This is a genomic window from Streptomyces sp. NPDC088745, assembly GCF_044751045.1.
In the GTDB taxonomy this organism is placed as follows: Bacteria; Actinomycetota; Actinomycetes; order Streptomycetales; family Streptomycetaceae; genus Streptomyces; species Streptomyces cremeus.
The window spans coordinates 3,045-27,695 of record NZ_JBIVLB010000016.1 but is presented as its reverse complement, the minus strand read 5'-3'; the positions used below and the strand labels follow the sequence as shown (position 1 = coordinate 27,695).

Genomic DNA, 24,651 nt, shown 5'->3' with positions numbered 1-24,651 from the left:
GGCGCCCCCCTACGCGCCCACGTGCCGGTGCTGGCCGGCGCCCGGCATGGACCCAACCCGCTGTGGCGGCCCCCTTTCCACCGGGCCCCGCAACAGCGGGTTGGTTCCACGATCAGACCTGACCTCCCAGAGCCAGGGCCTTCACGGACGCCCCGAAGACCTTCGAGGCCACCTCGGTCACGGTCGGCACGTCCTCCGGTCGGGGGCACTGCCCCGCGATGACCGACGCCGCGAACATCACGCCTGCCGTCTTGGCCACCGTCGAGGCGAGCAGCAGCTCACGCATCTGCGGAACCCACACCCCAGCACCACCGGCCTTACGGTCCTCTGCGTCCTTCGTGCGCAGGTTCTCCGCGAGCCGGATGAACTTCGCCGGGACGCCCAGAGCCTTGGCCGCGTCGAGGTCGGTGGTGACCTCCACCGGGACCGCGAAGCGGGACACCAGGGCGTCATCGAGCTGTCGCACTCCGATGCCCTCGGGGTTGTAGCCGCACAGCGCGTAGAAACCCGGCTTGGCCTGCACGACAGGCGCGTCCGGCTTGTCATCGAGGCTGAGCGTCCCGCGCCCGTCGAGAACCGAGTACAGCACGGCCAGAACCTCAGACGGGATACGGGTGATCTCGTCGACGAACAGCGGACGCCCCTCCTTCATCGCGCGGGTCAGCGGACCGTCGGCCCACTTGAACGTGCCATCGTTCTGGGGCAGGTAGGAGCCCACGAAGTGGGAGACGGTCATGTCACCGTGACCGTTGATCGTGATCAGGTCCCGGCCGAAAGCGGCCTCCGCCAGCGCGGACTTGCCGGTGCCGGGCAGGCCGTACAGCCGCACCGGGATACCGGCAGTGCGCAGGTGCTTGAGCAGCGCCACGTCGTGGTGGCCGCCGAGGTCACGCGGCCGGTAGATCTGCCCGTTGGGCCGGTAGTACTCCGGCTCACCCTTGATCATGGGGTCGCGCTGGTCGACCGCCTGAGCGCGGGGGGCCACCACGGGGGTCTGTGCCGCCTGGGAGAGCTGACCCTTAACGAACATCTGCCCCAGCTTGCGCGGCTCGTCGGCACGGACGTGGCCACCGGTCGGGTTCTTCGACTCCACCTCGAAGTACTCGATCGTCTTGCGGGCGTCCTTCGAGTCCTCCTCCGACAGGCCGGAGTCATCGATCACGATGGGCTGGATCAGGATGTTGCTGTAGCTCTTGTGGTTGGTCTTCTCGTTCCACTTCGACTGGAGGGCACGCCAGGGGGCCTTCGCCAGCTCAGTCGCGTTCGTGGTGCCGGAGTCCCCGATGGCGTTGGCCCGCCGGTAGGTCGGCCGACCGGTGCCCTGGCTCGCCGTGTGGCAGTAGCCGGTCGAGGTGGCAACGGCAACGTACGTCTTCTGCTGGGTGCTGGACGGGTCCTGGACCTTGAAGCCGATGAGGAACATGAGGAACTCCGGGTGTCTCGTTCGGGAAGGGATCTTGCGATGCCCTGAACTTATGAGAACCCCGCCAAACGCCCAACTTCGGGCTGTCCGGCGTAAGTTGGGGCCTTCTGGGCGCGGATTGTGAGCCTGTCAACGGCCTACCGTCCGCCGAGTTTCAGTGGCTTTGTGCAGCTCAGCGGGCGGTGAGTCGTGCATCGCTCCGCAGGCACGCTCTACGGCCCATGGCCGGAGGCAGACACCACCGACGGCAGCCGGCAGGGGTTCTTCCTCCGAGCGCACGGCGACGCTGTCCGCGGCGGTTTCCAGGCGCCACAAGGCCTTCTCCACCTTCAGATTCCTGGATTCGCGGCGAGTCGTTCCAAGGCCGTGGGCGGTGGCCCAATCAGGGCGCAACGAACCGCCGACCGAAAGGCCCCCGCGATGACCGCCCGCACCAAAGCGCCCGTGACTTCCCCCTGGGACGACGTGACGCACCCGGCATGGCTCGCCCTGTCGGCTCGTACCGGAGACTGGCTCTCGACCGTCTCGGAACGTGACGACGTGATCGCGGTCGTTCACCCCGGCGCTCCGGAGAGCAAGTACGCGGAGTTCTACCCGGCGCTGGCTGAGGGCCGCTTTGCCCCGGACCAGCTCCTTGAGGGCCAGCCGAACCCGGCGCTGATCGACCCGAACGCGTGGGCCGACCGCTGTGCACACCCGGCGTTCGCCGGTGCCATCGCCCACGAGGCCGCGCACGCCAAGCACACCAAGTTCGCTCCCACCCGGCAGCACAGCGCGTCTGCCGTGCGCTGGGCCACGATCCTGGAAGAGCCGCGCATCGAGCACCGGCTGATTCAGGACCGGCCGGGCGACCGGGCGTGGCTGCGAGCGTCTACCCGCCACGTTCTTCTGACCGGTGTCAGCGGCGGGCACGAGGACAAGTCGGTGCCGGGCGCAGTGCACCAGGCAGTGCTCATCCTGGGCCGCGCGGCCGGTGGGGTGCTGGAGGACGATGAGGTGCAGCCGGTCACCGATCAGGTGACGGGGATTCTCGGTGACGCTGTGATGGCGGAGCTGAACGGTATCTTCCGTGAGCTGTTCGAGCTGGACGACGACGACCAGGACGGGCTTCTCGCCCTGGGAGCACGTGTTGCCCGCCTCGCGCAGGACGACGCGGACGACGACCAGCAGAACGGCGAAGAGGGTGGCAACGGCCAGGGCCAGAGCCAGGGCGGGCAGGGCACCGGCTCCCCGTCGGGAGGCACCGGTCAGGGAGGCTCGGGCGACGCCGAGGACGGGCAGAACGATGGCGATTCGATCACCGTCATGATGCCGTGCGGCGCGTTCACCTGGGGTGACCCCTCCCAGGCCGAGAACGGGGACGGCGGCAGCGGCAGCGGCAGCGGCGACGGTGACCAGCAGAACACCCCGTCTGTGGCGGAGCGTGTTGTCGACCAGATCACTCGCGCCGCTGTGGCATCGGCGCACGCGAAGATCGCCGTCATCCTCCCGAAGCGGCCCGACTACAGCGGCCGCCAGGCTGCGCAGAAGGCTGCGCAGGACGTGTTCACCGGCGGCGGCGTCGGGTTCCAGCAGATCGCGGTTCAGCAGGCTAAGCCCGACGAGAGCCAGCAGCGCCAGGCCCGCGCGCTGCTCAACGCTCTGTCGAAGGCCCAGTACCGGGATGTGAACCGCACGACACGCGCCGTCAGTGCCCCGCCCGGACGCATGGTCATGCGAGAGGTCGTGCGCCGCGAGGCGCAGATCCGGGCTCGCACGGAGGTGTCGGCCCTGCCGTGGCAGCGCACCTCTCGCCGTCAGGAGGAGAACCCGCCTCTGACGGTCGGCATCAGCCTGGACGTGTCGGGCTCGATGGGCCCCTGGATCGCGCCGGTTGCGTCCACGGGATGGGCCCTCGCCCATGCCGTGGCGTCCCCGCGTCTGGCGGGCACCGTCGCCTCGGTCGCCTGGAACGGGTGGAACCCTTCCGCCGTAGCCACAGCCCTGATCAAGCCGGGTAAGCGGCCCCTCACCGTCCCCGTGCCGGTCATGGGCGGCGGCTCTGACGGCTGCGGCCAGTCCCTCTACGCTCTGGACGGTGCGCTGAACCTCACCGGCAAGTCCGGCGCGCGTGTCGCGGTGGTCATCACCGATGGGGACCTGCCCAACACGCCGAATGTGCAGCGGGCGGCCGACCACCTCACCCGCGCGGGCGTGCTGCTGCTCTGGCTGAGCGTCAAGGACGGTGGCTGGGCTCCCAACGGCGCTCACGTCGAGTACCTGAGCGACCCCACGAACTTCGGGCCCATCGTGGGCCGTGCGCTCGCCCGCGCGCTGACCAACGCCTGACCGACCACCCCGGGGGGGCCGCTCGTGCGGCCCCCTCCCTTCTTTCCGTATTCCTCCAACCAGTCAGCCGGCGCGGGCCGCGCTGTCCGCTGCGGCCGCGACAGTCGGCGGACGGACGCCACGAAAAGGAGTAGCCACCGTGACCCCACCCAAGGACCCAGACGTTCCCCGCGCTCATGCCCGGCGCTGTCGCAGACTTCTGCGGGGTCAGGGCCGGCACCTGATGAACGCCGGCTACCTCAGCTTCATCGTGTTCGGCGTAGGTGCCCTGACGCTCACGGACTGGGTACGCGGAGCCGACGGGTGGATCTGGCTGCCCGCCGTGGTGCCCGTGACCTTCGTGATCGTCGGAGCAGCGGTCCAGAGCCACGACGAGCACACCGGCTGACGGCGGCGGTGGGACGCCCTGAGCAGCGCCCGGCCTGTCCTGACACAGGCCGGTGACCAGCTGCGGCTCACCCTCCGCCGTCCGGCATTCGCGACCAGATGAGCTTCTACCGCTGCGTTCGTAGCTTTCGGCCACGGCCCCGCCTCCGGGCGGCTCCGTGGACCCCCGTCGCCAACGACCAGGTAGAGCTATGCCGAACTCTCACGCACGAGCGCTGCGCACCCACGACATCAACGAGGTCTTCGTCCAGGAGCTGAAGGCCCGCGAGGACCAGCTCCGCTCGAACCACGTGTGGATCGCTCCCGTTCTCGACCAGCTCTCCGGCGGCCGCGTGGTCACCCCGCCGCGTTACGTTCCGGCTCGCTTCACCCTTGCGGACCAGGCCGACCTGATCGACGAGGCCTCTCACGTCGGCATCTACCGGATGTGGGCCCGGCGTGGTCGGGTGACGTTCGATGTGAACGAGCACCTGGCCGCCGAGCTGTACCGGTCGACGTACAAGGAGCTGCCCGGCAGGATCTTCGACCACCTGCCCTACATCAATCCGCTGGTCGTTCTCCCGGACCCGTGGCCGATCCGCTACCAGAAGTCGGACGGGCTGGTGAGAGGCTTCTTCGTCCACGGGTACAACCAGCTGCCCGAGCGGCAGACGTACACCGACGAAGACATCGAGGGCCTCGGTCTGCTCTTTGTCATCGACCTGCTCGACGACGACACCGGAGAGGTGCGCCAGCAGACGTACATACGCCTCCACGTCCCCACCGGGCTGCGGCAGTTCACCCTGAAGCAGGCGGTCGGCTTCGCTGCAGCGCGAGCGGAAGCCCGATGGGCACGCACCCCTGAAGAGAAGCCGGTCCTTGCCCTGTTCGAGGCCCTGCTGAAGCCTGCTCTCAGCATCTTGGTGTACCTGTGCTGCGACAACCGGGACGTCGTCGAACCTCCCGTGGTCAAGCCCACCCGCAAGAAGCGCAAGAGGCCTGTGCAGCGCGACCGGGATCCCTTCTTCGTGGAGGTCGGCTGGCGCGTGGGTCCTCGCCTCCACGCGGCCAGACGTGCTGCTGGAAGGGTTACGGAAGGCGATGGTGTGCCCTCCGGAGTGCAGCGAGCGCCGCACCAGCGGGCCGGGCACTTCCACCGCTACTGGACCGGCCCGAAGCGGACTCAGGAGGTCACGATGTTCGTCGAACCGCACTGGGTCAACTTCCACCTGCTCCCGGAAGACGTAGACCCGATCACCACGGTCGTCCCGGTGGACCCGCAGCGGCACGATCCGCTCCGCAGGCGCGGTCTGCGCAGCCACACCGGGAAGCCGTCGAAGGCGTTGACGTACGCGGCGTGACCGGCTTACGCCGCCAGCCCCGGGGTTCTTCCCGGGGCTGGCGGCTGTCGAGGACCTGATCCGGGGCGGCCGACCTGTCCGTCCCGACCTCCTCGTGCCGTCCCTGCACCCCGCCGGCTCGCGGCGCCCTGTGCCAGCCGGTCGTACCCATCGGAAGGTGAGAGCCGCCCGGGAAGGGCGCCCCGTCCGCGGGCCGTGGACGGCCCACCTTCTGTGATCGCAGGCGCCGATTCGCCGTGCCGTGCGCACCGAAGGTCCCCCTCGTACCTTCGCTCCCGCCCCGAAGCCGCCGCGCAGATCGCGGTGGCGCACGAGGGCCCTGAACCCACTCGATCCGCCTTGGAGCCTTGACCATGCCTGCGCCGACACATACGCCCCGCACGGTCGGCGTGCCCGGCATCGGCACGCTGACCATCCACGACACCGTTCTGCCCCACGGGCGGGTCCAGTTCAAGGTCACCGGCCCGCACATCAAGGGCACCTTCATCGTGGCCCCAGAGGCCAAGCGAGGTGGCACCGTGCTGCCCACGACGGTCCAGGTGCAGTACGGCGACGGACTCGAGCCGCAGACGTACTACACACCGCGGCCCGACGAGCCCGTCGTCTACCGGGTCAGCGTCCACGGCCACACCGCCGGGCTCGACCCGGATGCCATCCCGACGCGCTACTTCCTGGGTCCGTACGCCGTAGCCTCCGGCCGGACGTTCCTCACCGAACGACTGCCGGACGGTACCCGCCAACGCACCGAAGCCGTGGTCCGCTGCCTCCTGGAGCTGTGGCGCGACCGCGACGATGTCGCCGAGCTGAAGCTGGCGGCCGCGGTCGCCCGAGCAGACGAGCACGCCAAATACGAGGAGCAGCAGGCCGACCAGCTCGAGGCCGAGATCCAGAAAGTGACCGCCCAGCGAGTCTCGGCCCGCCGAACGGTCAACCAGCTCACCGGCATCCTGCGCCGGCGGGGAGGCGCTGTCCTTCCGGCCGACCCGACCCCCGTGAAGGTGCCGTTCTTCGACCGTCACGGTCACCAGATGGGCATCCTGACCGTACGGGAGACCCCCGCCCCGACCGGCACACGGCCTGGCAGCGTGGTCTACAACGTCCAGGGCGCCAGGGTCGCCGGATCGTTCACCGTGGAGCGCTACCGGTACGGCAGCACCCCGTGGCCGGAAGGGATCAACGTCACGTACGGCATCCCGACCAGCCGCTACGGCCATGAAGCACGCGACGAACCGACCATCAACACCGTGCGCCTGAGCGGCGGTTGGAGCAGCAGCGGCAACACGGGACGCATCACCCTGACCACCCCCGACCGGCTGCCGGCCCGCATACGGCTCTCCCCCACCACTGGCTGCTCCGCGCCGGTGGCCACCGAACGGCGGGCGTCCGGTGTGCTGCGGGCACTCGCATTGCGGTACCTCGCGCGGCCGGACGCGGAGGCCCTGCACCTGGCCGCTGCCAAGGACCGGGCCCCGGCGCTTCTCACTGCCACGCGGCAGAAGCTGAAGGAGCTGCGCGAACAGCAGCGGAAGCTGACCCGGAAGGCGGCCGAGCACCGCAAGCGGGCCGCGCAGTACCGCGAGCTCCTCGCGCCTCCCCGCACACTGCCGGATATCCAGTCGGACCCGTCGAGTGTCCTTGGCTGGGAGGGTGAGGGCGGCGCCGTGCTCGGCGTGCCTGCCCCGCGACCCGTGCCGGTGGCGTCGAAGCGGGCAGAGCCTGTCGAGCGGTTCGTCGACGTGGCGCAGGAAGCTGTAAGGCTGGCCAGCGTGGCGGCTGACGCCGCAGAACACGCTGTGGCTCGCAGCCGCGGAAGGGACACCGCGCACCTGGACGCGGCCATGTGGGCTGCACACGCCGAGTTCCTGGACGCGCAGAGGTTTGCCCAGTGGGTGGCTCAAGACGCTGGGGCGGTGACAGCGTCGACGCTCCGGAACTACGTGATCAGCGCCATCGCGGCGGCCGAGCGTGCGCAGAAAGCCGCCAGGACACCTTCCACCGCCTCCGAGCTGGCTGAGCTCATCGCCGAGCCGTGGACTCAGGCCATGGCGGATGAGGAAGCTCGTCGGGAACGGGAGCGCCGGGAAGAGGAAGCGCGGTATGAAGCGGAGGAGCGCAAGCGCACGGGTATGGATGCCGACAACCGGCACCGGCTGACCATGGCCCGCTACATCGCGGTGAACCATGTGCCGAAACTCGGCTGGTCCAAGGGCATGGTGTCCGTGATGGAGCAGGCGGTGGCCGGGCAGCTGTACCGCCGGGACGGCTTTGCGTGGAACGGCCGGCGCCGTGTGAGCCGGGAGCGGACACTCATGCTGGCGCGGGCAGGGTACCTGTCGGTCGGACGGGGGCAGGACCGGAGGATCCGTGTGACGCCGATGGGCGACACCGCGCTCTTCCTGGTCCGGCTGCATTCCGAAGGCATCCACCCCGACGACAAGTCTGCGTACGAGGCGCGTTACGTGGTCGCCCGGCGATTGCGCCGGAACAAAGAGGACACGAAGACGATCGCCAGGAAGCTGCCCCAGATCGATCAGTGGACGCTGCGCCGGTGCGTCCGGCCGGTGACCATCGTCGAGCAGGAGGCGCGCGCTGCGGAGCTCGCCGAGCAGACGTGGGCAGACGACGGCGGGACTCTCCCCGGATGCTGAACGCCCGCGGCCGTGACTCGACAGGCCCGCGGGCAGCCCCGGCGATCAGCGACGATCGACACCGGCTGTACGGCCAGGGTGCTGACTCCAGCGGCAAGCCAGATGCAGGTCATCGTCCCCGGACGGGGCCCGCCGGCCCGGGCGGGAGGCCGCGTGCTCCAGGCGAGCGCGCTGTCCGGCAGCACATGACACCGCCGCGCAGCTGCGGACGTGTGCTGCCGGACCGCAGAAGGGGGGGGGCTTTCGCGGCGCCGACGGGTCTTCCGCCGAGGCCACCTACCTTCAGCTCCAGAAGACAGCGGCTGATCAAGAGCAGCCCGGACCGAAGGAGCGCCACATGAGCACGGCGATGCTGCAGCCCACTGACGAGGTCGTCATCTCCACCGTGCGGACCCCGGACCTTACCCGCCCGCACCGCGTGCTCCCCATCGGCCAGCAGCACATCGACGACCAGGGCCCCATGGGCCGGTGCACCGTGTGCGACGCCATCGGCGAGTGGAACGCGCTCGTCGACCTGGCGCCTTCCGCGTACGGCTGCCCCGGCCGTCCGCCCTACGACGCCTGAGTCACCGTCGGAGCGCGGCTCACGTGGGCCGCGCTCCACAGGCATGACCTCCACTGTCCGCTCGTCCCTGAATCATGGGCACCGGCTCCCGCGGCCTGGCACCCGGTCGGGACGCCTACGGCCCAGCAAGGGCTTGGGCTCGGAAACACTTCACCCCGCTCACACGTCTTCAAGCGGCTTTCCCGGTTTCGCGCGCGCTGAGGAGACCGGGCCGTGCGGTGCGAATCTCCACCTCGTCAAAGCGACCCGACCCCGGAGGACACACCATGCGCTCGAAGCTCGCCCTGATCCTGGCACTCGGTCTCCTGTGGGCGGCGCTCCCGAGCCTGGGCATGGTGCTCTTCAGCATCGTCTGCTCCGTGATCAGCGCCGTGCTGGTCGTCGCAGCGCTGGTCAAGGCTCACCTGACCTTCCTCTGCTGCATCGGCGCGGTCGCTGTGCTGGCCCGCACGAATCCCACCGCCATCCCCAGGGCGATCCGCTGGCTGGCCCGCGCCATTGCCGACTCCGTCGCGGCGGTCATGCCGCAGAAGACCGACAAGGCCTGACAGCCCCGGGCCCGGCAGGGACGACATCCCGCTCCTGCCGGGCCCGGGCCACCGCCGCTTCCCGATCGAACGGCCCGGCCGAAGGAGAGATGTTGCAGGTCACCGCTACGGTCACGATGACTGACGTCACGCGTTACATGATCGTTTCTGGCGCTCCCGCGTATGTGGTGATGGACGGCGCCGACGTGGCGTACATCCTCGACCCGGAGGCGGTCGTCATCGAGTACCGCAAACGGCCGGACGAGGCGGCCTACACGCCGTTCAAGGCCACCGTGACCGGCTATCGCCTCGGCCCGGAAGGCCGCATCGGTGACGAGCGGGCGTCCGGCTGGCAGATGCTGGGAACCTATGAGCCCGACGAGACTCCGCAGTGGCTGCGAGGCCTGGCTGAGCGGCACAGGCCCAGGCCCAGCGACGTCTAGACGTGGGAAGGCCGCGTGGCACAGCTAGACGTCAGTCCGCCCACACGATGCGGAGAATGATCACGAAACGCTGCTTGGCCTGCGCATTCCGCTCCGGATCATGGACCTGGTAGGGGATCACCAAGGAGCCCTCCGCCGCCACCCGGTCCCACTCAGGCCGGCTCGGTGAACGAGTCGACCCTGCCCGGTACGGATCCGCGATGATCCGTCGGATCATCGCGTCGACGGCATCCTGCGGTGTCGGGGCGGCCGGGTGATTGGTCAGCTCCTCGTACTGGGCGCGGGCCTGCTTGGACGGGGCCCACGGCCACGTTCCCGGCGGCTGTGAAGAACGGCCGTCGTTCTTGCTCACTGGCCACTCGCCAGCGACCACGGCTCCGCGAGGTCCAGGTCGCCGGCCATGCCGGCGTCGCTGTCCGAATCCAGCTGCGCATCGCGAGCGGTCACCGCCCGAGCCCACCACTTGTCCCTGAAGGCGGCGACGCGCGTGAGGTCCTCCAGGTCGAGGCCATCGCGTTCGGTCTCGAACGCCGCCACCTGATCGGCAGGCAGAGCCTCCCGGATTCCGCGCAGCGTCTTGCGGGGGTGCCGCGGTGCCGGCTCTACAGGCTGCGCAGTCATGGAGACCCTCCTTGTCCGGGCGGTGGATCGGTTCGCTCCCCGCCAGCAGGCGCGTCTTCGAGGATATGGCCCGCTGGCCCACGCCTTCCAGCGAACGCCACCAGCAGCCCGAATTCGCCAGCTTTCCGGGGATGCGCCCTCGGACGTCTAGCTTCGGTGGCGTCAACCCCGACCAGCCCCATCGACCCCCGGGAGCACGCCACCCGCATGACCCTCACGATCTACGCCCCCGCCCTCCCCTGCGGCCGGTTCCCCGCTCAGTGCACGAACGACGGCACCACCGAGCACGCCGCCCACGACTGGAATCTCCCCGGTGCCACCCACGCCGGGTGGCACTGCTACGGCTACAGCACCACCCCCGACGGCACTCGTGTCGGCTGGGCTGGCGGCACCGAGGAGCCCGGTGACGCCATGGACCTTTGCCAGAACAACCCCGCCACGCCTGCCGCCAGCTGACGCGGGAGCCCACTACGGGAAGGGAACTCATGAACGCACTGACCGGCGACGCCCTCCTCGTCCTCGCCGCCGCCACCCATGTCACCGAGCTGGGAGACACCTCCGCGCAGGACACGTACATCCAAGACCGCCTTGGTCTGCCGACGGCCACGTACTGGAGGGTCCTCCAGGACGTGCTGGACGACCCTTCGGCCACGCCCCACGCGCCGGCGACGATCACAGCCCTGCGGGAACGGCACGGACGACACGCGTACCCCGCCCCGTGAGGACCGTGCTGGTGGTCTGCTCCGCGCAGACCACCAGCACGGTCCGCCGCTGGTGACCGGTTCGCTTCGCAGCATGTCGCTGAGGCACCAAGCAGGACCCAGCCGACCGGAGCGTCCCTGATTCCGCGTGGGGGCGCTCCCTGAAAGTGGCTGCTCCTAACTTCGCCGACGTCCGTTTGCTCAGAGGGAAAGGCCTTCTCGGTTGAACACCATCACCTCCGCAGCATCCTCTGCCGATCTCGTCACTGTCCGCCTCATCCGCGCCTCACGGCAGTGGAGCGTGGAGATCTACGACGATCAGCGCACCCGTTCCACCGTCTGCAGCAGGGACGAGGCTTCGCCCGAGCCACCGACCGACACGGCAGCGACGCTGCTGCTGAACACACACAGCGTGCTGGTCCCCGACGGCGCCGTCTGGGCGCACCGGGCACCAGGCATCTTGGAGGTCCGCGCGCGCCGGATCTGAAGCGCGCCCGCCCGGGAGGCCTGGCAGAAGCCGGGCCTCCCGGGCTCGCAGGTACTCTGCCCGCTTCGCCGACCGGGATCTGTCCGGCCTTCCCCAAGCTGAAGGAGCCGGCGGCGGAGCCCGGGCCTTTACCGAGCGGTCTGCCCGTGCGGCGCCGGATTCGCCGCGGCGGCCACCGCGGGGGCGCCCTCTGGTCAGCTCTGGCCACAGGACAGCCCTCCCCGCGTCGGAAGAAGCCTTCGATGAGTACTGCCGTACCAGCAGACGTCCCGCCCATGCCCGCATCAGTCACGTCGGCTGCCGAGCTCGACGACACATCCATTACGGGCGAGATCGCTGCTCTCCTCCAGTGGGACCGACGGCATCTCCTGGCCACTGGTGAAGGGCCCCACATACCCCGCGGTGAACCGAGCCGCATCGCCGTCTGCGCTCTCGTCGGTCGCCTCAGGGAGCTCGAGCGAGTTCAGAAGCAGCGCGCGGACGACGCCGCCCGGGCGGCGTTTCAGAACCAGGAGATCCAGCGCAAGGCTGACAACCAGGCTCGTGCGAAGTTCGGGCCTCTCATCCGCAGCAGCAGCGGCTCCTACACGTACGTGGTGTCAGCGGACGGCCTCGGTGAGCTCGGCATCGTCAGCCGGCGTGGCGGGGGCAGGAAGTGGCGGTATCAGCGGGCCGGCACCGGTTCTTCCGGCCCGGAGTACGACACACGCCGCGAAGCCGCCGGAGGCCTCGTGTGGCTCGGAGACCTTGCCGCTGAATCCGCTGCACGTCAGCAACAGCAGGACGCCGCGCGCACTGCAGTGCCCGAAGGATGGGCATGGGGCGACTGGGACGATCTCGGCGAGGACGACATCATCCGTACCCCGGTGTACGGCCGGGCCGAGGACGGAACGCTGTACCCGCGAGCGTGGCGTCCGGCCGCAGAGGTGCTGGCCGTTACCCGGCTGGGCAACGGGTGCGTGGTCGTGTCCCTGGCCCGCCCGGGAGGCTCGTACGCCGATCCGCTGTTCGTCAGCAGCCAGGACATGAAGGACGTCGGATTCCTCTGGCCCGCCGACCGGGTGCGGCCGACGCCGCGGCCTTACCGCCACAAGCTCCGGATCCGGATGGCCGACATCGCAGACGACATCGCGACTGTCCAGCGCCGGCTCGGCCCTACGCCCGAGATTCGGAGCCTGGTGGAGTTGGTCGGCCGGCTGGAGCGGGCACGGACGCCCGACCTTTTCGCCGACCTTCGGCGGGTGGAGGCGGGCGCTGCGAAGCTCCGGGCACAGGTCAGCGACCACGAACAGTCCTACGAGGTTCAAAGGATCAAGAGCTGGGCGGTAGCCGCCCACATCAAGGCTCAGCAGGCCCTCGAAGCGTTCTCCGCAGACCCGGACTTTGCATCGGCGGCGCCGACCGCCTGACTGCCGGAATCCCCGAAAGGTGACTTTCATGCGCTCGAAGCTCGGACTTCTCCTCGCACTCGGCCTCCTGGCCATCGCCTTCCCCAACGCGACGATGCTGCTCTTCGAGACTCTGTGCATGATCGTCAGTGCTGTGATGATCACGGTCGCGTGGGTGACCGCACACCTGTCGCTCGTGTGCTTCGTCGGCTCCGTGAGCGTGCTCCTCTACTTCTTCCCTGGCACCTTCCGGCGGGCCGCCCAGTGGCTGGGACGCGCCCTGACCGATGCCGTGCGCACCGTGTTTCCCCAGCAGACGCAGAGCACCACCGCCCGATGAAGAGGGCGCGCGGCCGTCAGCGCGACGGCCGCGCGCCTGCCGACGTCAGAAAGCCCTCCACCGTGAGCACCGACCACCCACCCCGACAGACACTCAAGTCCGCCGCGCTCGCGGCCGCCGCCCGAGGCTGGCGGGTATTCCCTCTCCGGCCCGGCACCACGACGCCCGCTGTCCAGAACTGGCAGCAGAAGGCGACCTCCGACACCGACAAGATCAACGCCGCCTGGGACCACGGGCCGTACAACGTCGGCCTCGTTCCCTGCCCGTCCGGCCTCCTCGTCCTCGACCTGGTGCCGGCCAACGGGGAACTCCCGCCGCTGCGTCACCGCTCCCCAGGTATCCAGGACGGCGCGGACATCCTGGCCGACCTGACCGACAAAGAGGGAGCGCGGTTCCCCGTCGAGACGTTCTCGGTACTCACGCCCGGACGCGGCCTCCAGTTGTACTTCACCCATCCCCACGGCCACTGCCCCCAAGCCAGCCTGGGGGCAGACAGCCCGCTGGGCTGGCACGTCGCGATCCGATCGGCGGACTCGTTCGTTCCTCTGCCGGTCAGCACCACCGCCGAAGGCACGTACGAGATCGCCCACCCCGGGCCGGTCAGGGCCTGGCCCGACTACCTGGCCCGGAAACTCCCCGCCGCTGCCTCGTCCCGTACGTGCCCCGCACGAGCCGCCACGCAGCAGGAAGCCCTACCGATCGGCTGATCAGGCACATCCTCCGGTTTCCCCGGCCCCGGCAGACACCTGCCGGGGCCCTTTTTGTACCTACCGCCCCTCAGCCGCCCTGTCCGGCATTCCACCCGTGAGCGCACACCCCTGCGGCGGGCCAACGGGCTGGCTGCGACCGCCCCTTGGTCTGTCAGGAGATCAAATTCGCCGGACCTGTCGGCTCCGCCGGCGCTCTGCGTAGCTTCCGATCGCCACCCCGCGACCCGACAGAGAAGGCGACCGCCATGGACACCGACCCGGCAGCAGACGACCACCACGCGGAAACCCGGCAGGCGCTGCGCCGGTGCGGAGACGCCATCGGACTCGAGGCAGCCCGCCAGAACCTCCCGGCAGACCTGTACGTCGCCTTGTTCGGACGCATGCAGGAAGGGCTGCTGCGCGGCATAGTCCACCAGCTCGGAAACGGCGAGCACACCCTCAAGGTCTTCACCGACCTCCCGGGCGACACCCTCGTCATCACCGCACCGACACCCGGTCACGACCGTCATCTCGGCCCGGACCTGGCCCGCGCGGCGTTCCTCCTCCTCGCAGCCCACGGCCCGAGCCACTCGGCAGGCATCACCGCCTGCACCGTCCACGCGGACGGACACAGCACCCTCCAGGGATGGGTCGTCCTGGACGGCGTCCCGAAGCCGCTGTCGGCCGACGTACTGCAGACCCTGTGCTCCGTGGGAGGGCAGCTCACCGAAGGCTCGGCGACCGGCGGCCGGGTCGACTACGTCAACGCGTTCACGCCGGTCCCCCTGCCCGCAAAGAAGGGGGCCTGAGTGCCTCCCTGCGGCTTCACCCCGCATTGCGGCGACTGCGGGGAAACCGACATCACCCTCAACAGCAACGGCAGGACCACCTGCTGCGACGCCCCCATATGCGAAGGCGCCTCTGACGCCGCCTCCCGCAACGACCGGACCACAAGGAAGAACTGACATGCCCGCCCGCTCCAACGACAACGGCAGGTGCACGGAGCCGCGAAGTGTTCACGCTCCCACCCTCGCAGCCGACGCCCGGCCTCTCGTGAAGGTCCGTCACCGCGCCGGCATCAAGCCCGTGCACGCCAACGGAGAGCCCTGTCCCCACCGGAAGGGCGAGGACTGCCCCGGACGCGAGTACCGGGCCCAGTGCCAGAACGCGGGATGCCACTTCGACAAGCAGCTGGATGCCCGCGTCCAGCTCGAGTTCGTGCGCGACACCAGCGCCTGCCCAACTCACCCCTCCTCGGCTGACACGGACGCCGACACCGCGAACGAAGAGGACGGCGCAGAACCGGTCGACGAGAAACCACAGCAGGCGGCGCCACAACTTCCGCTGCAACCGCAGATCCGCAAGACCGGGCCCGCATCCCAGCCCTACCGGCTCACATGCCCCGAGCAGGGCTGTGGCCGTCTTGGTGACTACGCCACCCGGCGGATGGCCTCGGATGCCTTCGGAGAGCACGTCGACCTCGTACATCCTGCACTCACCCCACTGGACCTGGTCCGCAGCGTCGTACAGCTTGAGGGAGACGGCGAAGGCCGGTGGACTGTGAGCGACCTGTCCGGTCACCGCTATACGGTGCGGCGCATCGGCGAGAAGACCTTCCGGGTCGACGTGGATGGTCGGACAGTCACCGTCGTGGCCCCCCTGGCGACCCTGGAGCGAGCCCGGCTCTGTATCGCTCAGCTCGCCCGAATCGTCCACGGCCCCCGGGCGGAAGCCGCCCGCATCCAACTTCTGCGTGAGGAAAGGGCAGCGGCGACAAGTTGAGCAACAGCCGCCTGCTCGGATTCGCGCGCGCTCCGTAGGCACCCAGCCTCCGGCATACGTTCCCCGGCGTCACCACAGACCGGCCAACGAGCGCCGAGCCAGACGCCGTCCCCAACGACCGAGAGAAGACCACATCCATGCGCACGATCGACACCAGCGACGAGCTCCTCATCAGCCGTCTGCGCGAACGGCTCACCGACGTCCGCTACTACGGCCTCGACAACGAGTACGCCGGAAAGACGGTGCTCTCGGGCACGGCCTGGAAGGCGCTGGACGAGCCCGGCGCGCGCCTCGTGGAGGTGAACGCGCTGCTCGGCATCTACAAGATCGTCCTCGACGACCACCGCTGGTATCAGCTCCGTCCCGCTGTCGAGTTCGAGCCTCTGCCGCCGGTCGTCCAGGCCGCCTGACCCACGCCGGGCGGGGGGGGGCGGCCCCGCCCGCCGCCCCCCCGCGGGGGGGCCCCGCCCCTCCGCGGGGCCCCGCCGAGGAGAAAGCCCCACGCCCATGAGCCTCGTTGCCCTTGCCGCGATGACGGTCACAGCCCTGATCGGCATCGTGGCGGTCGCCTACGCCGTCAGCCCCACCCGGCACACCTGCCCGGACAGACGCTGATGCCCATCCCGCCTAGCCCTCGAATCGTGATCATCAGCTGTGGTTCCCGCAAGTCCCGCAAGTACAAGTCCGACGGCAACCTGCAAGCAGTGCCGGCCGGAGAGCTCTACATCGGGCACTACCACCGTTCGCTGCGCGCTGCCGCAGAAGCACTCACCAGCAGCCCCTCCCACATCCTGATCGCCTCAGCGTTGCACGGGCTTGTCACGGTCAACCAGCCCCTCGTCCCGTACGAGATGACGATCGATCAGCCTTCCTCGGTGACCAGCGCCCACCTCCGCCAGCAGGCCGACACGTTCGGCCTGCACAGCGCTGAGGTCATCTTCCTCGGCGGCAAGCGCTACGCCCGCAGACTCCTTCCCGCGATCCCGCAGTGCCTGCGGCCGCTCACCGGCGGCATGGGAACGCAGCGCGGACAGTGCCGGGCGGTAGCCGAACAACCGGAGCTCCGGCGCCAGTGGTGGGAGGAAGCCGCAGCTCTCCTACGTGACCACCGCGCCCGGCGCCCGGCCTGACCATACGGACGCTGACCGGCCCAGAGAGAACCCTGCCGCGCGCCGGCTCCACGGAAGGTGTCCGCTTCGCTCCCTACCGTGCGCCGCATGACCACCCGTACTGATCATCGCGGCGATCTCGGCACCTGCGGCCATGCCCCACGCGAGGTAGCCAGGGCCACAGAACCGTTGGGAGTCCGCCAGTGATCCCGCCCGACGTAGAGCAGCCGCAGCCCACCCGGGCCCCACGCGCTCACGCTCTTCTCGTCGCTGTGATCACCGGCGGCGGCCTGATCATCGCTCTGATCGGCTTCATCGGTTCCTACGCGGCTGTCCAAGACCTCGCAGAGGCCAAAGGGTTCGGCGACTTCGCCCGCCTGTACCCGATCGGCGTCGACGCGGGGATCGTGGTCTTGCTCGCCCTCGATCTGCTGCTGAGCTGGATCAGAATCCCGTTCCCGCTGCTCCGGCAGACGGCGTGGCTCCTGACCGCCGCCACCATCGCCTTCAACGCCGCGGCGGCGTGGCCGGACCCGCTCGGCACAGCCATGCATGCCGTCATCCCCGTCCTGTTCGTCGTGACAGTCGAAGCCGCCCGACACGCGGTCGGGCGCATCGCGGACATCACGGCCGACCGGCACATGGAAGGCGTCCGGCTGACCCGGTGGATCCTGTCGCCGGTGCCCACGTTCCGGATGTGGCGTCGGATGAAGCTCTGGGAGCTTCGCTCCTACGACCAAGTCATCAAGCTCGAGCAGGACCGGCTGATCTACGAAGCAAGGCTGGAGGTGCGGTACGGGCCCGCCTGGCGGCGCACAGCACCCATCGAGGCCCTGATGCCGTTGCGGCTGGCGAAGTACGGCGTTCCCGTGCAGGCCGATGCCCCACCGGTCCTGCAGCGACCCAACACACCCGAACTTCCGGCCCCGCCCTCCGACCGGTCCGAAGGCACCCCGACCACCTCGCAGACCGATCAGCCGCCGGCCGCCCCGCCGGGCGCCGCCCCGCAGGAGGAACCACCACCCCCCGACCGGCCTGAAGACACCTCGACCGCTGGGCAGGGAGGCGCGCCGCCGTCCCCCCAGGAGGAAGAACCCCCTGCTCCACCAGCAGACGGCCGAGCCGCTGTAAAGACGGCTTACGACGCTCTGACCTCGCCAGATGCGGACCTGTCCGCACGGAAGCTGGCCCAGCGGCTCGCGCCCAGCCTCGGGCTGACCGAGAACACCGTGCGGGTCTACATCACCGCGCTCCGCAAAGAGCGCAGCCGCTTGAAAGTCGTCCCCGACCCCACCGAAGAGGGCGAGTCCCAAGCCTCCGAAACGATCGACACCGCTACTGGCACTCCCGCTGACGCCGCCCCCTCACCCGTACCGCATGAGAAGAGCCTCCATGAGTTCCGTCGCACCCAATCCGTACAGCCCCCACGCTGACGCAGATCCCCGGTACCGGCACATCCTCCCCACGCCGGCATCTCTCGGTGCCCCGCCTCCCGGCGCCCTGCTCCCCACCTCCTGCGGACGACTGGCCGTCGTCCCCGACGAGGCTCTCCGCCTGGCCGCCGGCGCCGACCTCCCCGACGGGCTCTGTCCGGCATGTCTTGCTGCGCTGCGTGGCGAGGAGCTGCCGGTCGACGTACGACCCATCAGCAACTGCGCCTGCGGGATGACCACCGAACACGACGGCCGGTGCGCTCTGTGCCGGCAGGAAGACCACGACGAGTGGTGGCCCGCCCGCGGAGCCGCAGCAGCCTAACGGGCACTACTGAAGCAGCTGCCAACCGAGCTCCCCAGGGGGTGTCCGGTTTGCTCCCTACGGTCGCGGGCGTCAACGCCCCCGACCGTCCCAGGGAGTCCCCGTGGAACGACGCCGCGCCGTCATCATCGCCGCCGCCCTGATCGCCCTGGCCGCCTTCGTCGGCCTGGCGGTCGCCCTCAACCGCAGCAGCCCCGAAGGGGAGAAGAAAGACACCACCGCTCCCGCGCCGGATGCCACGAGCGAACCCAGCACGCCGGCCGGGACGGTCGACTCCGTCCCAGCCGTCATCGAACCCCAAGAACTCGCAGCCGCCCACACGGTGATGCGCGAGTACCTCATCACCCTCGGCACATACACCTACCGCACGGACGCCGCCGCCTGGACAGCCAAGGCCCGTGAGCTCACCGACGGTTCACCGGCCATCGTCGACCAGACCACCCTGCCCACCGGGCGAGCGTGGGCAGAGTGCGAGCGGACGAAGTGCTCCTCCACCGCCACAGCCGACCTCAAGCGCGACACCGTGATCAGCAACGCGCCCGTCGACGGTGCCGGCCGGTCGGTGACCACCCTCGCCTCCACCACTGTCCGCCTCCACCAGGAAGAGCAGACCAGCCAGAGCACCGACTTCCAGATCACCGCGACCTACACCAAGGGTGAGTGGAAGATCTCCGGCCTGCAGCTCGCTGGTGTCGGCGATGCGGGCACCACGGAGAGCAGCTGATGGCCGCCCCGATTGCCGCGCTCGCCGCCCGGAAGATAGCGGCGGCCGCCGCGCGCCGGGCAGCAGCGCGTGCCGCAGGCAGGAACGGGGGAGGCAAACGCTGGAAGTGGTGGCTGCTCGCTGGAATCGCCGCCTTCTGCGCTGTCGCCGTCGCTTTCCTCACCGCGTTCGGAGCGGTCGTTGGAGTCCTGGGATCGAAGTCCGCGGAGGCCGCATGCCTGGACGACGCCTCAGCGCAGCAGGGCTCGACCGGTGTCCCCGGTGGCGGTGCCTACAACCCGATCATGCCGGGCAAGGGCATGTACCTCCCCTCCGACACCGCACGGGCGGAGATACCCCCGCGGATGATGCTCGCCTCGATCCGGGCTGCAGCCCGGTACCCGGGACTCGACTGGACACTGATCGCCGGCCAGATGTACCAGGAGACCCGCTACGGGCAGGACCCTTCCGCCGCCCCCGGCGGAGATAACGGCATGGGCTACAAGGGAATCGTTCAGTTCGGCGACCCGGCTTGGGCTCAATACGGCGGCGACGGCAACGGGGACGGCGTCAAGGACCGCTACAACGTGGAGGATGCGGCCTTCGCCGCAGCCAACTACATCCATGCTCTCAAGGCCGAGACCGACTCCTGGAACGCGTTGCGCCGGTACTCAGGCTCCACGGTGTCCAATACCACCTACATGCGGGTCGTCACCACTCAGTCCGCCCGCTACCGGGGCGTCTTCTCCAGCGACAGCACCATGATCGAGCGTTGGCAGAAGCACCTCGCGGACACGATCAAGAAGAACCCGTCCTTTCCGACCCTCGGTAAGGCCTCCGGCATCCCCGAGCCGGTCAACGACTCCAACGCCAAGGTCACCAACGCCGCACAGATCAAGTCCGCTCCGGCTAAGAGTTGGTCAACGCCCCCGCTCGGTTCCACTTCCGGGACGTCCACCACCCCGGCGACGCAGGCCTCCACCCCCACGCCGGGCAGCGGCACCCCGTCCAGCGGCGAGCCCTCCGGCGTCAATTCGGCCGGGTGGCAGTGGCCCATGAAGCAGGGCACCTTCACCTTCACCGCCGAGTTCGGACAGAGCGGCGGACGCTGGTCGGCCGGCCACACCGGCATCGACCTCGCTGCCCCGAGTGGTGTCCGCTTCTACGCCCCGGCTGACGGCAAGGTGATCTTCGTCGGTGATGGAGGCGCTTACGGCAACCTCACCAAGATCGAACACGCGGGCGGAGTCCAGACCTGGTACGCCCACCAGTCGACATTCGGCACCCGGGTCGGCATGGAAGTGAAGCGCGGGGAGCACATCGGCAACGTCGGCGCCACCGGCAACGTGACCGGTGCCCACCTGCACTGGGAAGTCCGCCTGCCCGGTGTCCGCGACCCGCACAAGCCCGGGCAGAACAACGGCCCGGGCCCGGTCAACCCCAAGGACTGGATGAGCGGCAAGACGACAGCCTCTCCCACCTACGGCAATGAGCAGTACGCCGAGGCCCAGGACCAGGCCCAGGCCTGCGCCGCCGACTCGGGTGGTGCGATCGTCATCCCCGACGGCGCCGGCGCCACCGGGCCTCTGCCGGCAGCGGACTCCGAGGTCGTACGCGCGGCTCTCGCCTGGGCACAGACCGGTCTCGGCAAGCCCTACCTGTACGGTGCCCGTCGTCTCCAGGGCGACCACCCCGCCGACTTCGACTGCAGCTCCTTCACCCAGTGGGCCTACTACCAGGCCACCGCCGGCAAGCTCAACATCGGAGGAGACACCACCGCCCAGCTTCCCAAGCTGTCCAAACACAAGGTCCCGGCCGACCAGGTGCAGGCGGGTGACCTCGTCTTCTTCGGCAGCGAATCCAACCCCGTCCACGTCGCCATGGTCTGGGACCCGGCCACCAAGAAGGTCATCCACGCCGCCAACAGCAAGTCCCCGGTGAAATTCGGGTCCTGGACCGAGCAGAAGGACCCGCTGATCGGGTTCTACCGCGTCGAGATCCCCTCTGGCACCACGGCAGTCGGGCCGAACGGCGGTACCAGCGAAGCTCACTGATGCGCCACAGGAGACCGCGGACTATGCGGACCGAGATACGTCAGCTCACCCGGGGTGAGCCGACGTGCTGGCAGCCGCCGCCGGCCCAGGAGGGCCGGCGGCAGGCCTCGCATCCCGCACGGCGGATGCCGATTCGCCGCACCTCGCACGGCCGAGACACAGATGGTGACCTTCGGCGGAACACGGCAGCCCGACACCGGAGAGACCATGAGCCTGGCGATATCCGAACCCTTGCCTCTCAACGACCCCATCCACCTGAGCCGCCCCGTCCTGTGCCAGGACGACCATGCGCCGTGGGTCGGACAGAAGGCCACCGGACCGCACCGGGGCACCGGATTCGTTCACCGGGTCTACTCCACCCCCTTCGGCGTCCAGGTAGCCCTGCTCCAGACTGACCACCGAGGCCTCAGGCTTCAGGTGACGGAACTGCTCTCTACCGCCACCCTGCCTGCCACGCACCGGGCCGCGTACCTACGCAACCAGCGCACGCTGCTGAACATGCCTGTACCGGGCACTGGGGCGGACACCCGGTCTGTCGCGGCCTGGCACCGCCGGGCCAATCTCTACCTGCACTACGACTTCGCCTTGAAGTACGTCGAGGCCGCGCTACTTGAGCACGTCAAGGCGGGCGACGAACTCGTCTACAGCCTTGGAACGCGCCTGATGGTTCTCGACCCGGACCTCGAGCGAGACCGTCTGTTCGGCTGGCGTCGGCGGATCCAGGTGCGGGCCACCGACGAGCACCGGGACACTGTCCGCTGCTGGGGGTGGGCCGACGGTGAAACAAGCCCTTCTCCTGCGCCATGACGGCCTTGGCCCCCTGCCCACACTCGGCCTCCTGTGATGGACGAGATCGTGTGCAAGTGCGGTGCGCGCACCTATGAGCAGCACTTGGCAAGCGGAGGGCCCGCACACACCTACAAGCGGGACAAGGCGTCGAGCCAGATGCACAGGTAGCGGATCACTCGGCGAAGCGCACCCCGGCCCTTCTCTGTTTTCGCCCTGAATGGGAAACGGTGCTGAACGGCGGCACGCTGCACCGCATCACCCCAGCGACGAACGGAGCCCGCAGATGACCACCGCCTCCCCCACCAGCCTCGTGGCGATGCGTTTCACCGACGGCGACGTTGTCAGCTCCAGCGGGACGACGTGGCGCCGGGGCCTGCGCCACGCAGGGCAGTGGGCCACTCTGGACGACCAGCACACCAGCCGCTCCGACGACGCGATCCGTACGGTCCTCGCGTCGGCGGACGGCACATACGCTCCCGCGTTCCCGACCGCCTACCGGCCGCTGCCGGGCACCAGCTGCGCCACACGCGAAGCCCTCGACGCGCTGGTCTTCCGCCCAGCGACCGGAGCGCTGCTGTACACCGTCTCCCTCAACGGAATGCAGTCGTTCCTGGGGAACGACCGGGGCGTCCTGCGGGGCCATCCGACGCCGCTCGATCTGGCGTCCGTACGCGCATCCCTGCGGGGCACCCTGGCCCGGCATCAGCGAGCGTCCATCACCTACCACCGCGCCACCGGCCGTCTCTACGCCCGCTATGCCGTCGCTGACGCCGCCCTGCATACGCACGTCTACGTGCTCACCGCGAGCTGACCACCTCGAAGCTGCCTTTTGCCGAGCAGGTGAGAGGCAGCAGACCAGGACGATCCAGGCCGTTGCGCGGCCGGCGTACGCCGCGACGGCAGGGCATACGCTCCGCCACCCCCTGCCGGGGGTTGACCGGCGAGTCCCCCGCACGAGCCGAAGCCGCGGCGCTTCGAAGGGGTTGTCCGGATCGGGAGGCAGAGTAGGCGCCGCCTCGGGGTCACCCGACGGCGCCTACTCAGACGGTTAGGACCTGTCTCATGCCTCAGCCCGTACAGCTCGTTCAGTTCGACCCGACAGAGCGAGACGCACTCCTCGCGGCTGGTCAGCCCAAGGCCATCGAAGCTGCCCTGCGCGCGGTCACCGCCCGGATCAAGCGGAACCTCAAGACGGTGACCGATCTGGCTTCCGACAAGAGCGTGGGTGCCAGCCCCGAGAGGCTGACGGAAGCCCGCGCCGGCATCGAAGCCAGCCTGGCTGTCCTCACGGTGTGCCCGGCTGGTGAGATCGCAGACCTGCGCAAGAACCTGGAGGCCGCCCGGGACCTGGTGGACGAGGCGCTGCAGATATCCGCCGTCGGCGGGCCGGCGGCCGCCGCGGACCCGCGCACCGCAGATTCGCCGACGCAGGCGTACGACGGGGAGAACGCCGCAGAGTACGGGCTCTCAGCCCCCCAGTAGGAGGAAGACCTCGGTGCTAGCCCCTCTGATCGACTCGACGCCAGTCTGCTACCTCGGCAACGACAACCAGCTCGTGTGGCGTCCGTGCCGCATATGGCAGCTGGACGAGCAGCACATCCTCGCTGTGGTCACCGAGACGACCGAACCCACGATGAGTATCGAGACGGCCGCCGCCGAGATTCGCCTCACCCTGGAAGGGCTGCGCCAGCCCTTCCAGGTGATCATCGTGGAGCACTGGCCGGCGGGTACCGGAGCGGGCGGCGAGCACTACGCCGAGCAGTACCGGCACGACAGCGGCCGCATCCACTGGAAGCACGTGGAGAAGGACGAGCTCCGGGCCAAGCTGGCCAACTTCGACTCCACCCAGCCATCTGGGAAGCCCCTCACGGCCAGGGCGCGCCAGCTCGAAGGACCGGCACGGTGAGAAACGGACACGCCACCCCGTCGGCTCTGCTCGCCGAGACCGCACTGCGCGAGCTCCTGGACCTGTCCCGGGAGAAGGGCACCACCCTTGCCCAGATGACCGAGGCTGCCGAACTGAGCCTGCTGAAGATCGACATCGACCGTCGACGGCGCCGCCCCCGTGGGGGCGGGCGCCCCTGGCTCGCCACGGTGACGAGCTTCGCCTTCCCCCGCGCGTTCGCCACCCAGGTATCTGCCGTCGCCCGCGCATCGGCCCCCGAGCAGATGACCGAAGAGGAACTGCTGCGCCATGCCGCGGCGGAGGGACAGGCGCACAATCACATCTGCTTCACCGTCGACATCACGGACGGTCCCAAGACGGCGGCCGGCCGCCAGATCGAAGTGCAGTTGCCGGATGCCGAAGCCGAAAAGCTGGCCAACCAGATCCTGAGACTCATCGCCTGGCGCCAGCGCTCCGCTTCCGGAGACACAACGGCGCGCCCGGCACCGGAGCTCACATAGGCAGCCGCTCTCACCGCCAAGGCGCCGCTGGGAGAAGATTCGCGGCCGCGTGACCCGATGTCCGGCACGGTGCACTGTCGCGGGGGGGGGGGCGGGCGGGGCACCCCCCCCCCCCCCCCCCCCCCGGCCCCCCCCCCCCAACGCCAACCCACCTGGCGCCCCCCCC

General features: G+C 69.4%; 28 protein-coding genes. 25 read left to right on the top strand and 3 right to left on the bottom strand.

Annotation, left to right across the window (positions count from 1 at the left end):
* Window positions 1-112 precede the first annotated feature (112 nt).
* Window positions 113-1,423 (bottom strand): AAA family ATPase, encoded by a 1,311-nt coding sequence (locus ACIP93_RS31130; protein ID WP_401764185.1) that lies wholly within the window; start codon window positions 1,421-1,423, stop codon window positions 113-115.
* A gap of 420 nt (window positions 1,424-1,843) precedes the next feature.
* On the opposite strand from ACIP93_RS31130, the gene ACIP93_RS31125 reads away from it, so the two are divergent.
* From ACIP93_RS31125 to ACIP93_RS31095, 7 genes are all read left to right on the top strand, one after another.
* The gene (locus ACIP93_RS31125; protein WP_401764182.1) at window positions 1,844-3,751 is read left to right on the top strand and encodes a hypothetical protein; all 1,908 of its coding nucleotides are present in this window, start codon (window positions 1,844-1,846) and stop codon (window positions 3,749-3,751) included.
* Window positions 3,752-3,974: 223 nt separating this feature from the next.
* Window positions 3,975-4,139 (top strand): hypothetical protein, encoded by a 165-nt coding sequence (locus ACIP93_RS31120; protein WP_401764179.1) that lies wholly within the window; start codon window positions 3,975-3,977, stop codon window positions 4,137-4,139.
* A 190-nt stretch (window positions 4,140-4,329) separates the two neighbouring features.
* A complete protein-coding gene (locus ACIP93_RS31115) occupies window positions 4,330-5,478 on the top strand; it encodes a hypothetical protein (protein ID WP_401764176.1) in 1,149 nt (382 codons plus the stop codon).
* 389 nt (window positions 5,479-5,867) lie between these two features.
* On the top strand, window positions 5,868-8,126 hold the full coding sequence (locus tag ACIP93_RS31110; RefSeq protein ID WP_401764173.1) for a hypothetical protein: 2,259 nt from the start codon (window positions 5,868-5,870) through the stop codon (window positions 8,124-8,126).
* A 337-nt stretch (window positions 8,127-8,463) separates the two neighbouring features.
* Window positions 8,464-8,691, top strand: a complete 228-nt coding sequence (locus ACIP93_RS31105) for a hypothetical protein (RefSeq protein WP_401764170.1) — start codon at window positions 8,464-8,466, stop codon at window positions 8,689-8,691.
* 266 nt (window positions 8,692-8,957) lie between these two features.
* A complete protein-coding gene (locus ACIP93_RS31100; RefSeq protein ID WP_401764167.1) occupies window positions 8,958-9,239 on the top strand; it encodes a hypothetical protein in 282 nt (93 codons plus the stop codon).
* An 89-nt stretch (window positions 9,240-9,328) separates the two neighbouring features.
* Window positions 9,329-9,661, top strand: a complete 333-nt coding sequence (locus ACIP93_RS31095) for a hypothetical protein (protein ID WP_401764165.1) — start codon at window positions 9,329-9,331, stop codon at window positions 9,659-9,661.
* Window positions 9,662-9,692: 31 nt separating this feature from the next.
* Here ACIP93_RS31095 and ACIP93_RS31090 read toward each other — a convergent pair whose 3' ends face one another.
* On the bottom strand, window positions 9,693-10,013 hold the full coding sequence (locus ACIP93_RS31090) for a hypothetical protein (RefSeq protein ID WP_401764162.1): 321 nt from the start codon (window positions 10,011-10,013) through the stop codon (window positions 9,693-9,695).
* Window positions 10,010-10,282 (bottom strand): hypothetical protein, encoded by a 273-nt coding sequence (locus tag ACIP93_RS31085; protein WP_325749252.1) that lies wholly within the window; start codon window positions 10,280-10,282, stop codon window positions 10,010-10,012. Before ACIP93_RS31085 ends, ACIP93_RS31090 begins: the two co-directional genes overlap by 4 nt.
* Before the next feature lie 207 nt (window positions 10,283-10,489).
* Between ACIP93_RS31085 and ACIP93_RS31080 the strand changes: the two genes are divergently transcribed.
* From ACIP93_RS31080 to ACIP93_RS30995, 18 genes are all read left to right on the top strand, one after another.
* Window positions 10,490-10,738 carry a hypothetical protein gene (locus tag ACIP93_RS31080; RefSeq protein ID WP_351866755.1) on the top strand — a complete coding sequence of 83 codons (249 nt, stop codon included), beginning with the start codon at window positions 10,490-10,492 and terminating at the stop codon, window positions 10,736-10,738.
* A 29-nt stretch (window positions 10,739-10,767) separates the two neighbouring features.
* Window positions 10,768-11,004, top strand: a complete 237-nt coding sequence (locus ACIP93_RS31075) for a DUF3263 domain-containing protein (protein ID WP_401764159.1) — start codon at window positions 10,768-10,770, stop codon at window positions 11,002-11,004.
* 202 nt (window positions 11,005-11,206) lie between these two features.
* Window positions 11,207-11,470 (top strand): hypothetical protein, encoded by a 264-nt coding sequence (locus ACIP93_RS31070; protein WP_401764156.1) that lies wholly within the window; start codon window positions 11,207-11,209, stop codon window positions 11,468-11,470.
* 242 nt (window positions 11,471-11,712) lie between these two features.
* Window positions 11,713-12,879, top strand: a complete 1,167-nt coding sequence (locus ACIP93_RS31065) for a hypothetical protein (protein WP_401764154.1) — start codon at window positions 11,713-11,715, stop codon at window positions 12,877-12,879.
* Between the two features lie 28 nt (window positions 12,880-12,907).
* On the top strand, window positions 12,908-13,198 hold the full coding sequence (locus ACIP93_RS31060) for a hypothetical protein (RefSeq protein ID WP_401764152.1): 291 nt from the start codon (window positions 12,908-12,910) through the stop codon (window positions 13,196-13,198).
* Between the two features lie 62 nt (window positions 13,199-13,260).
* Complete coding sequence (locus tag ACIP93_RS31055) at window positions 13,261-13,905, top strand: bifunctional DNA primase/polymerase (protein ID WP_401764150.1); 645 nt, start codon at window positions 13,261-13,263, stop codon at window positions 13,903-13,905.
* A 248-nt stretch (window positions 13,906-14,153) separates the two neighbouring features.
* Window positions 14,154-14,696 (top strand): hypothetical protein, encoded by a 543-nt coding sequence (locus ACIP93_RS31050; protein ID WP_325749245.1) that lies wholly within the window; start codon window positions 14,154-14,156, stop codon window positions 14,694-14,696.
* 157 nt (window positions 14,697-14,853) lie between these two features.
* Complete coding sequence (locus tag ACIP93_RS31045) at window positions 14,854-15,669, top strand: hypothetical protein (RefSeq protein WP_401764147.1); 816 nt, start codon at window positions 14,854-14,856, stop codon at window positions 15,667-15,669.
* A 137-nt stretch (window positions 15,670-15,806) separates the two neighbouring features.
* A complete protein-coding gene (locus tag ACIP93_RS31040) occupies window positions 15,807-16,079 on the top strand; it encodes a hypothetical protein (RefSeq protein WP_401764145.1) in 273 nt (90 codons plus the stop codon).
* A gap of 231 nt (window positions 16,080-16,310) precedes the next feature.
* A complete protein-coding gene (locus ACIP93_RS31035) occupies window positions 16,311-16,799 on the top strand; it encodes a DUF6884 domain-containing protein (RefSeq protein ID WP_401764143.1) in 489 nt (162 codons plus the stop codon).
* A 251-nt stretch (window positions 16,800-17,050) separates the two neighbouring features.
* Window positions 17,051-18,211: a DUF2637 domain-containing protein gene (locus ACIP93_RS31030; protein WP_401764141.1), complete on the top strand. Its 1,161-nt coding sequence runs from the start codon at window positions 17,051-17,053 to the stop codon at window positions 18,209-18,211.
* 425 nt (window positions 18,212-18,636) lie between these two features.
* Window positions 18,637-19,257, top strand: a complete 621-nt coding sequence (locus ACIP93_RS31025; protein WP_401764138.1) for a hypothetical protein — start codon at window positions 18,637-18,639, stop codon at window positions 19,255-19,257.
* The gene (locus ACIP93_RS31020; RefSeq protein WP_401764136.1) at window positions 19,257-21,290 is read left to right on the top strand and encodes a peptidoglycan DD-metalloendopeptidase family protein; all 2,034 of its coding nucleotides are present in this window, start codon (window positions 19,257-19,259) and stop codon (window positions 21,288-21,290) included. The genes ACIP93_RS31025 and ACIP93_RS31020 overlap by 1 nt, the downstream gene beginning before the upstream one ends.
* 207 nt (window positions 21,291-21,497) lie before the next feature.
* Entirely contained in the window at window positions 21,498-22,097 is a 600-nt protein-coding gene (locus ACIP93_RS31015) for a hypothetical protein (protein WP_401764133.1), read from the top strand.
* 265 nt (window positions 22,098-22,362) lie between these two features.
* Window positions 22,363-22,890, top strand: coding sequence for a hypothetical protein (locus ACIP93_RS31010; protein WP_401764130.1), 528 nt, complete (start codon window positions 22,363-22,365; stop codon window positions 22,888-22,890).
* A gap of 251 nt (window positions 22,891-23,141) precedes the next feature.
* Complete coding sequence (locus ACIP93_RS31005) at window positions 23,142-23,561, top strand: hypothetical protein (protein WP_401764128.1); 420 nt, start codon at window positions 23,142-23,144, stop codon at window positions 23,559-23,561.
* 13 nt (window positions 23,562-23,574) lie between these two features.
* Window positions 23,575-23,985 (top strand): hypothetical protein, encoded by a 411-nt coding sequence (locus ACIP93_RS31000; RefSeq protein WP_401764126.1) that lies wholly within the window; start codon window positions 23,575-23,577, stop codon window positions 23,983-23,985.
* Complete coding sequence (locus tag ACIP93_RS30995; protein ID WP_401764123.1) at window positions 23,982-24,485, top strand: hypothetical protein; 504 nt, start codon at window positions 23,982-23,984, stop codon at window positions 24,483-24,485. Before ACIP93_RS31000 ends, ACIP93_RS30995 begins: the two co-directional genes overlap by 4 nt.
* Window positions 24,486-24,651 lie beyond the last annotated feature (166 nt).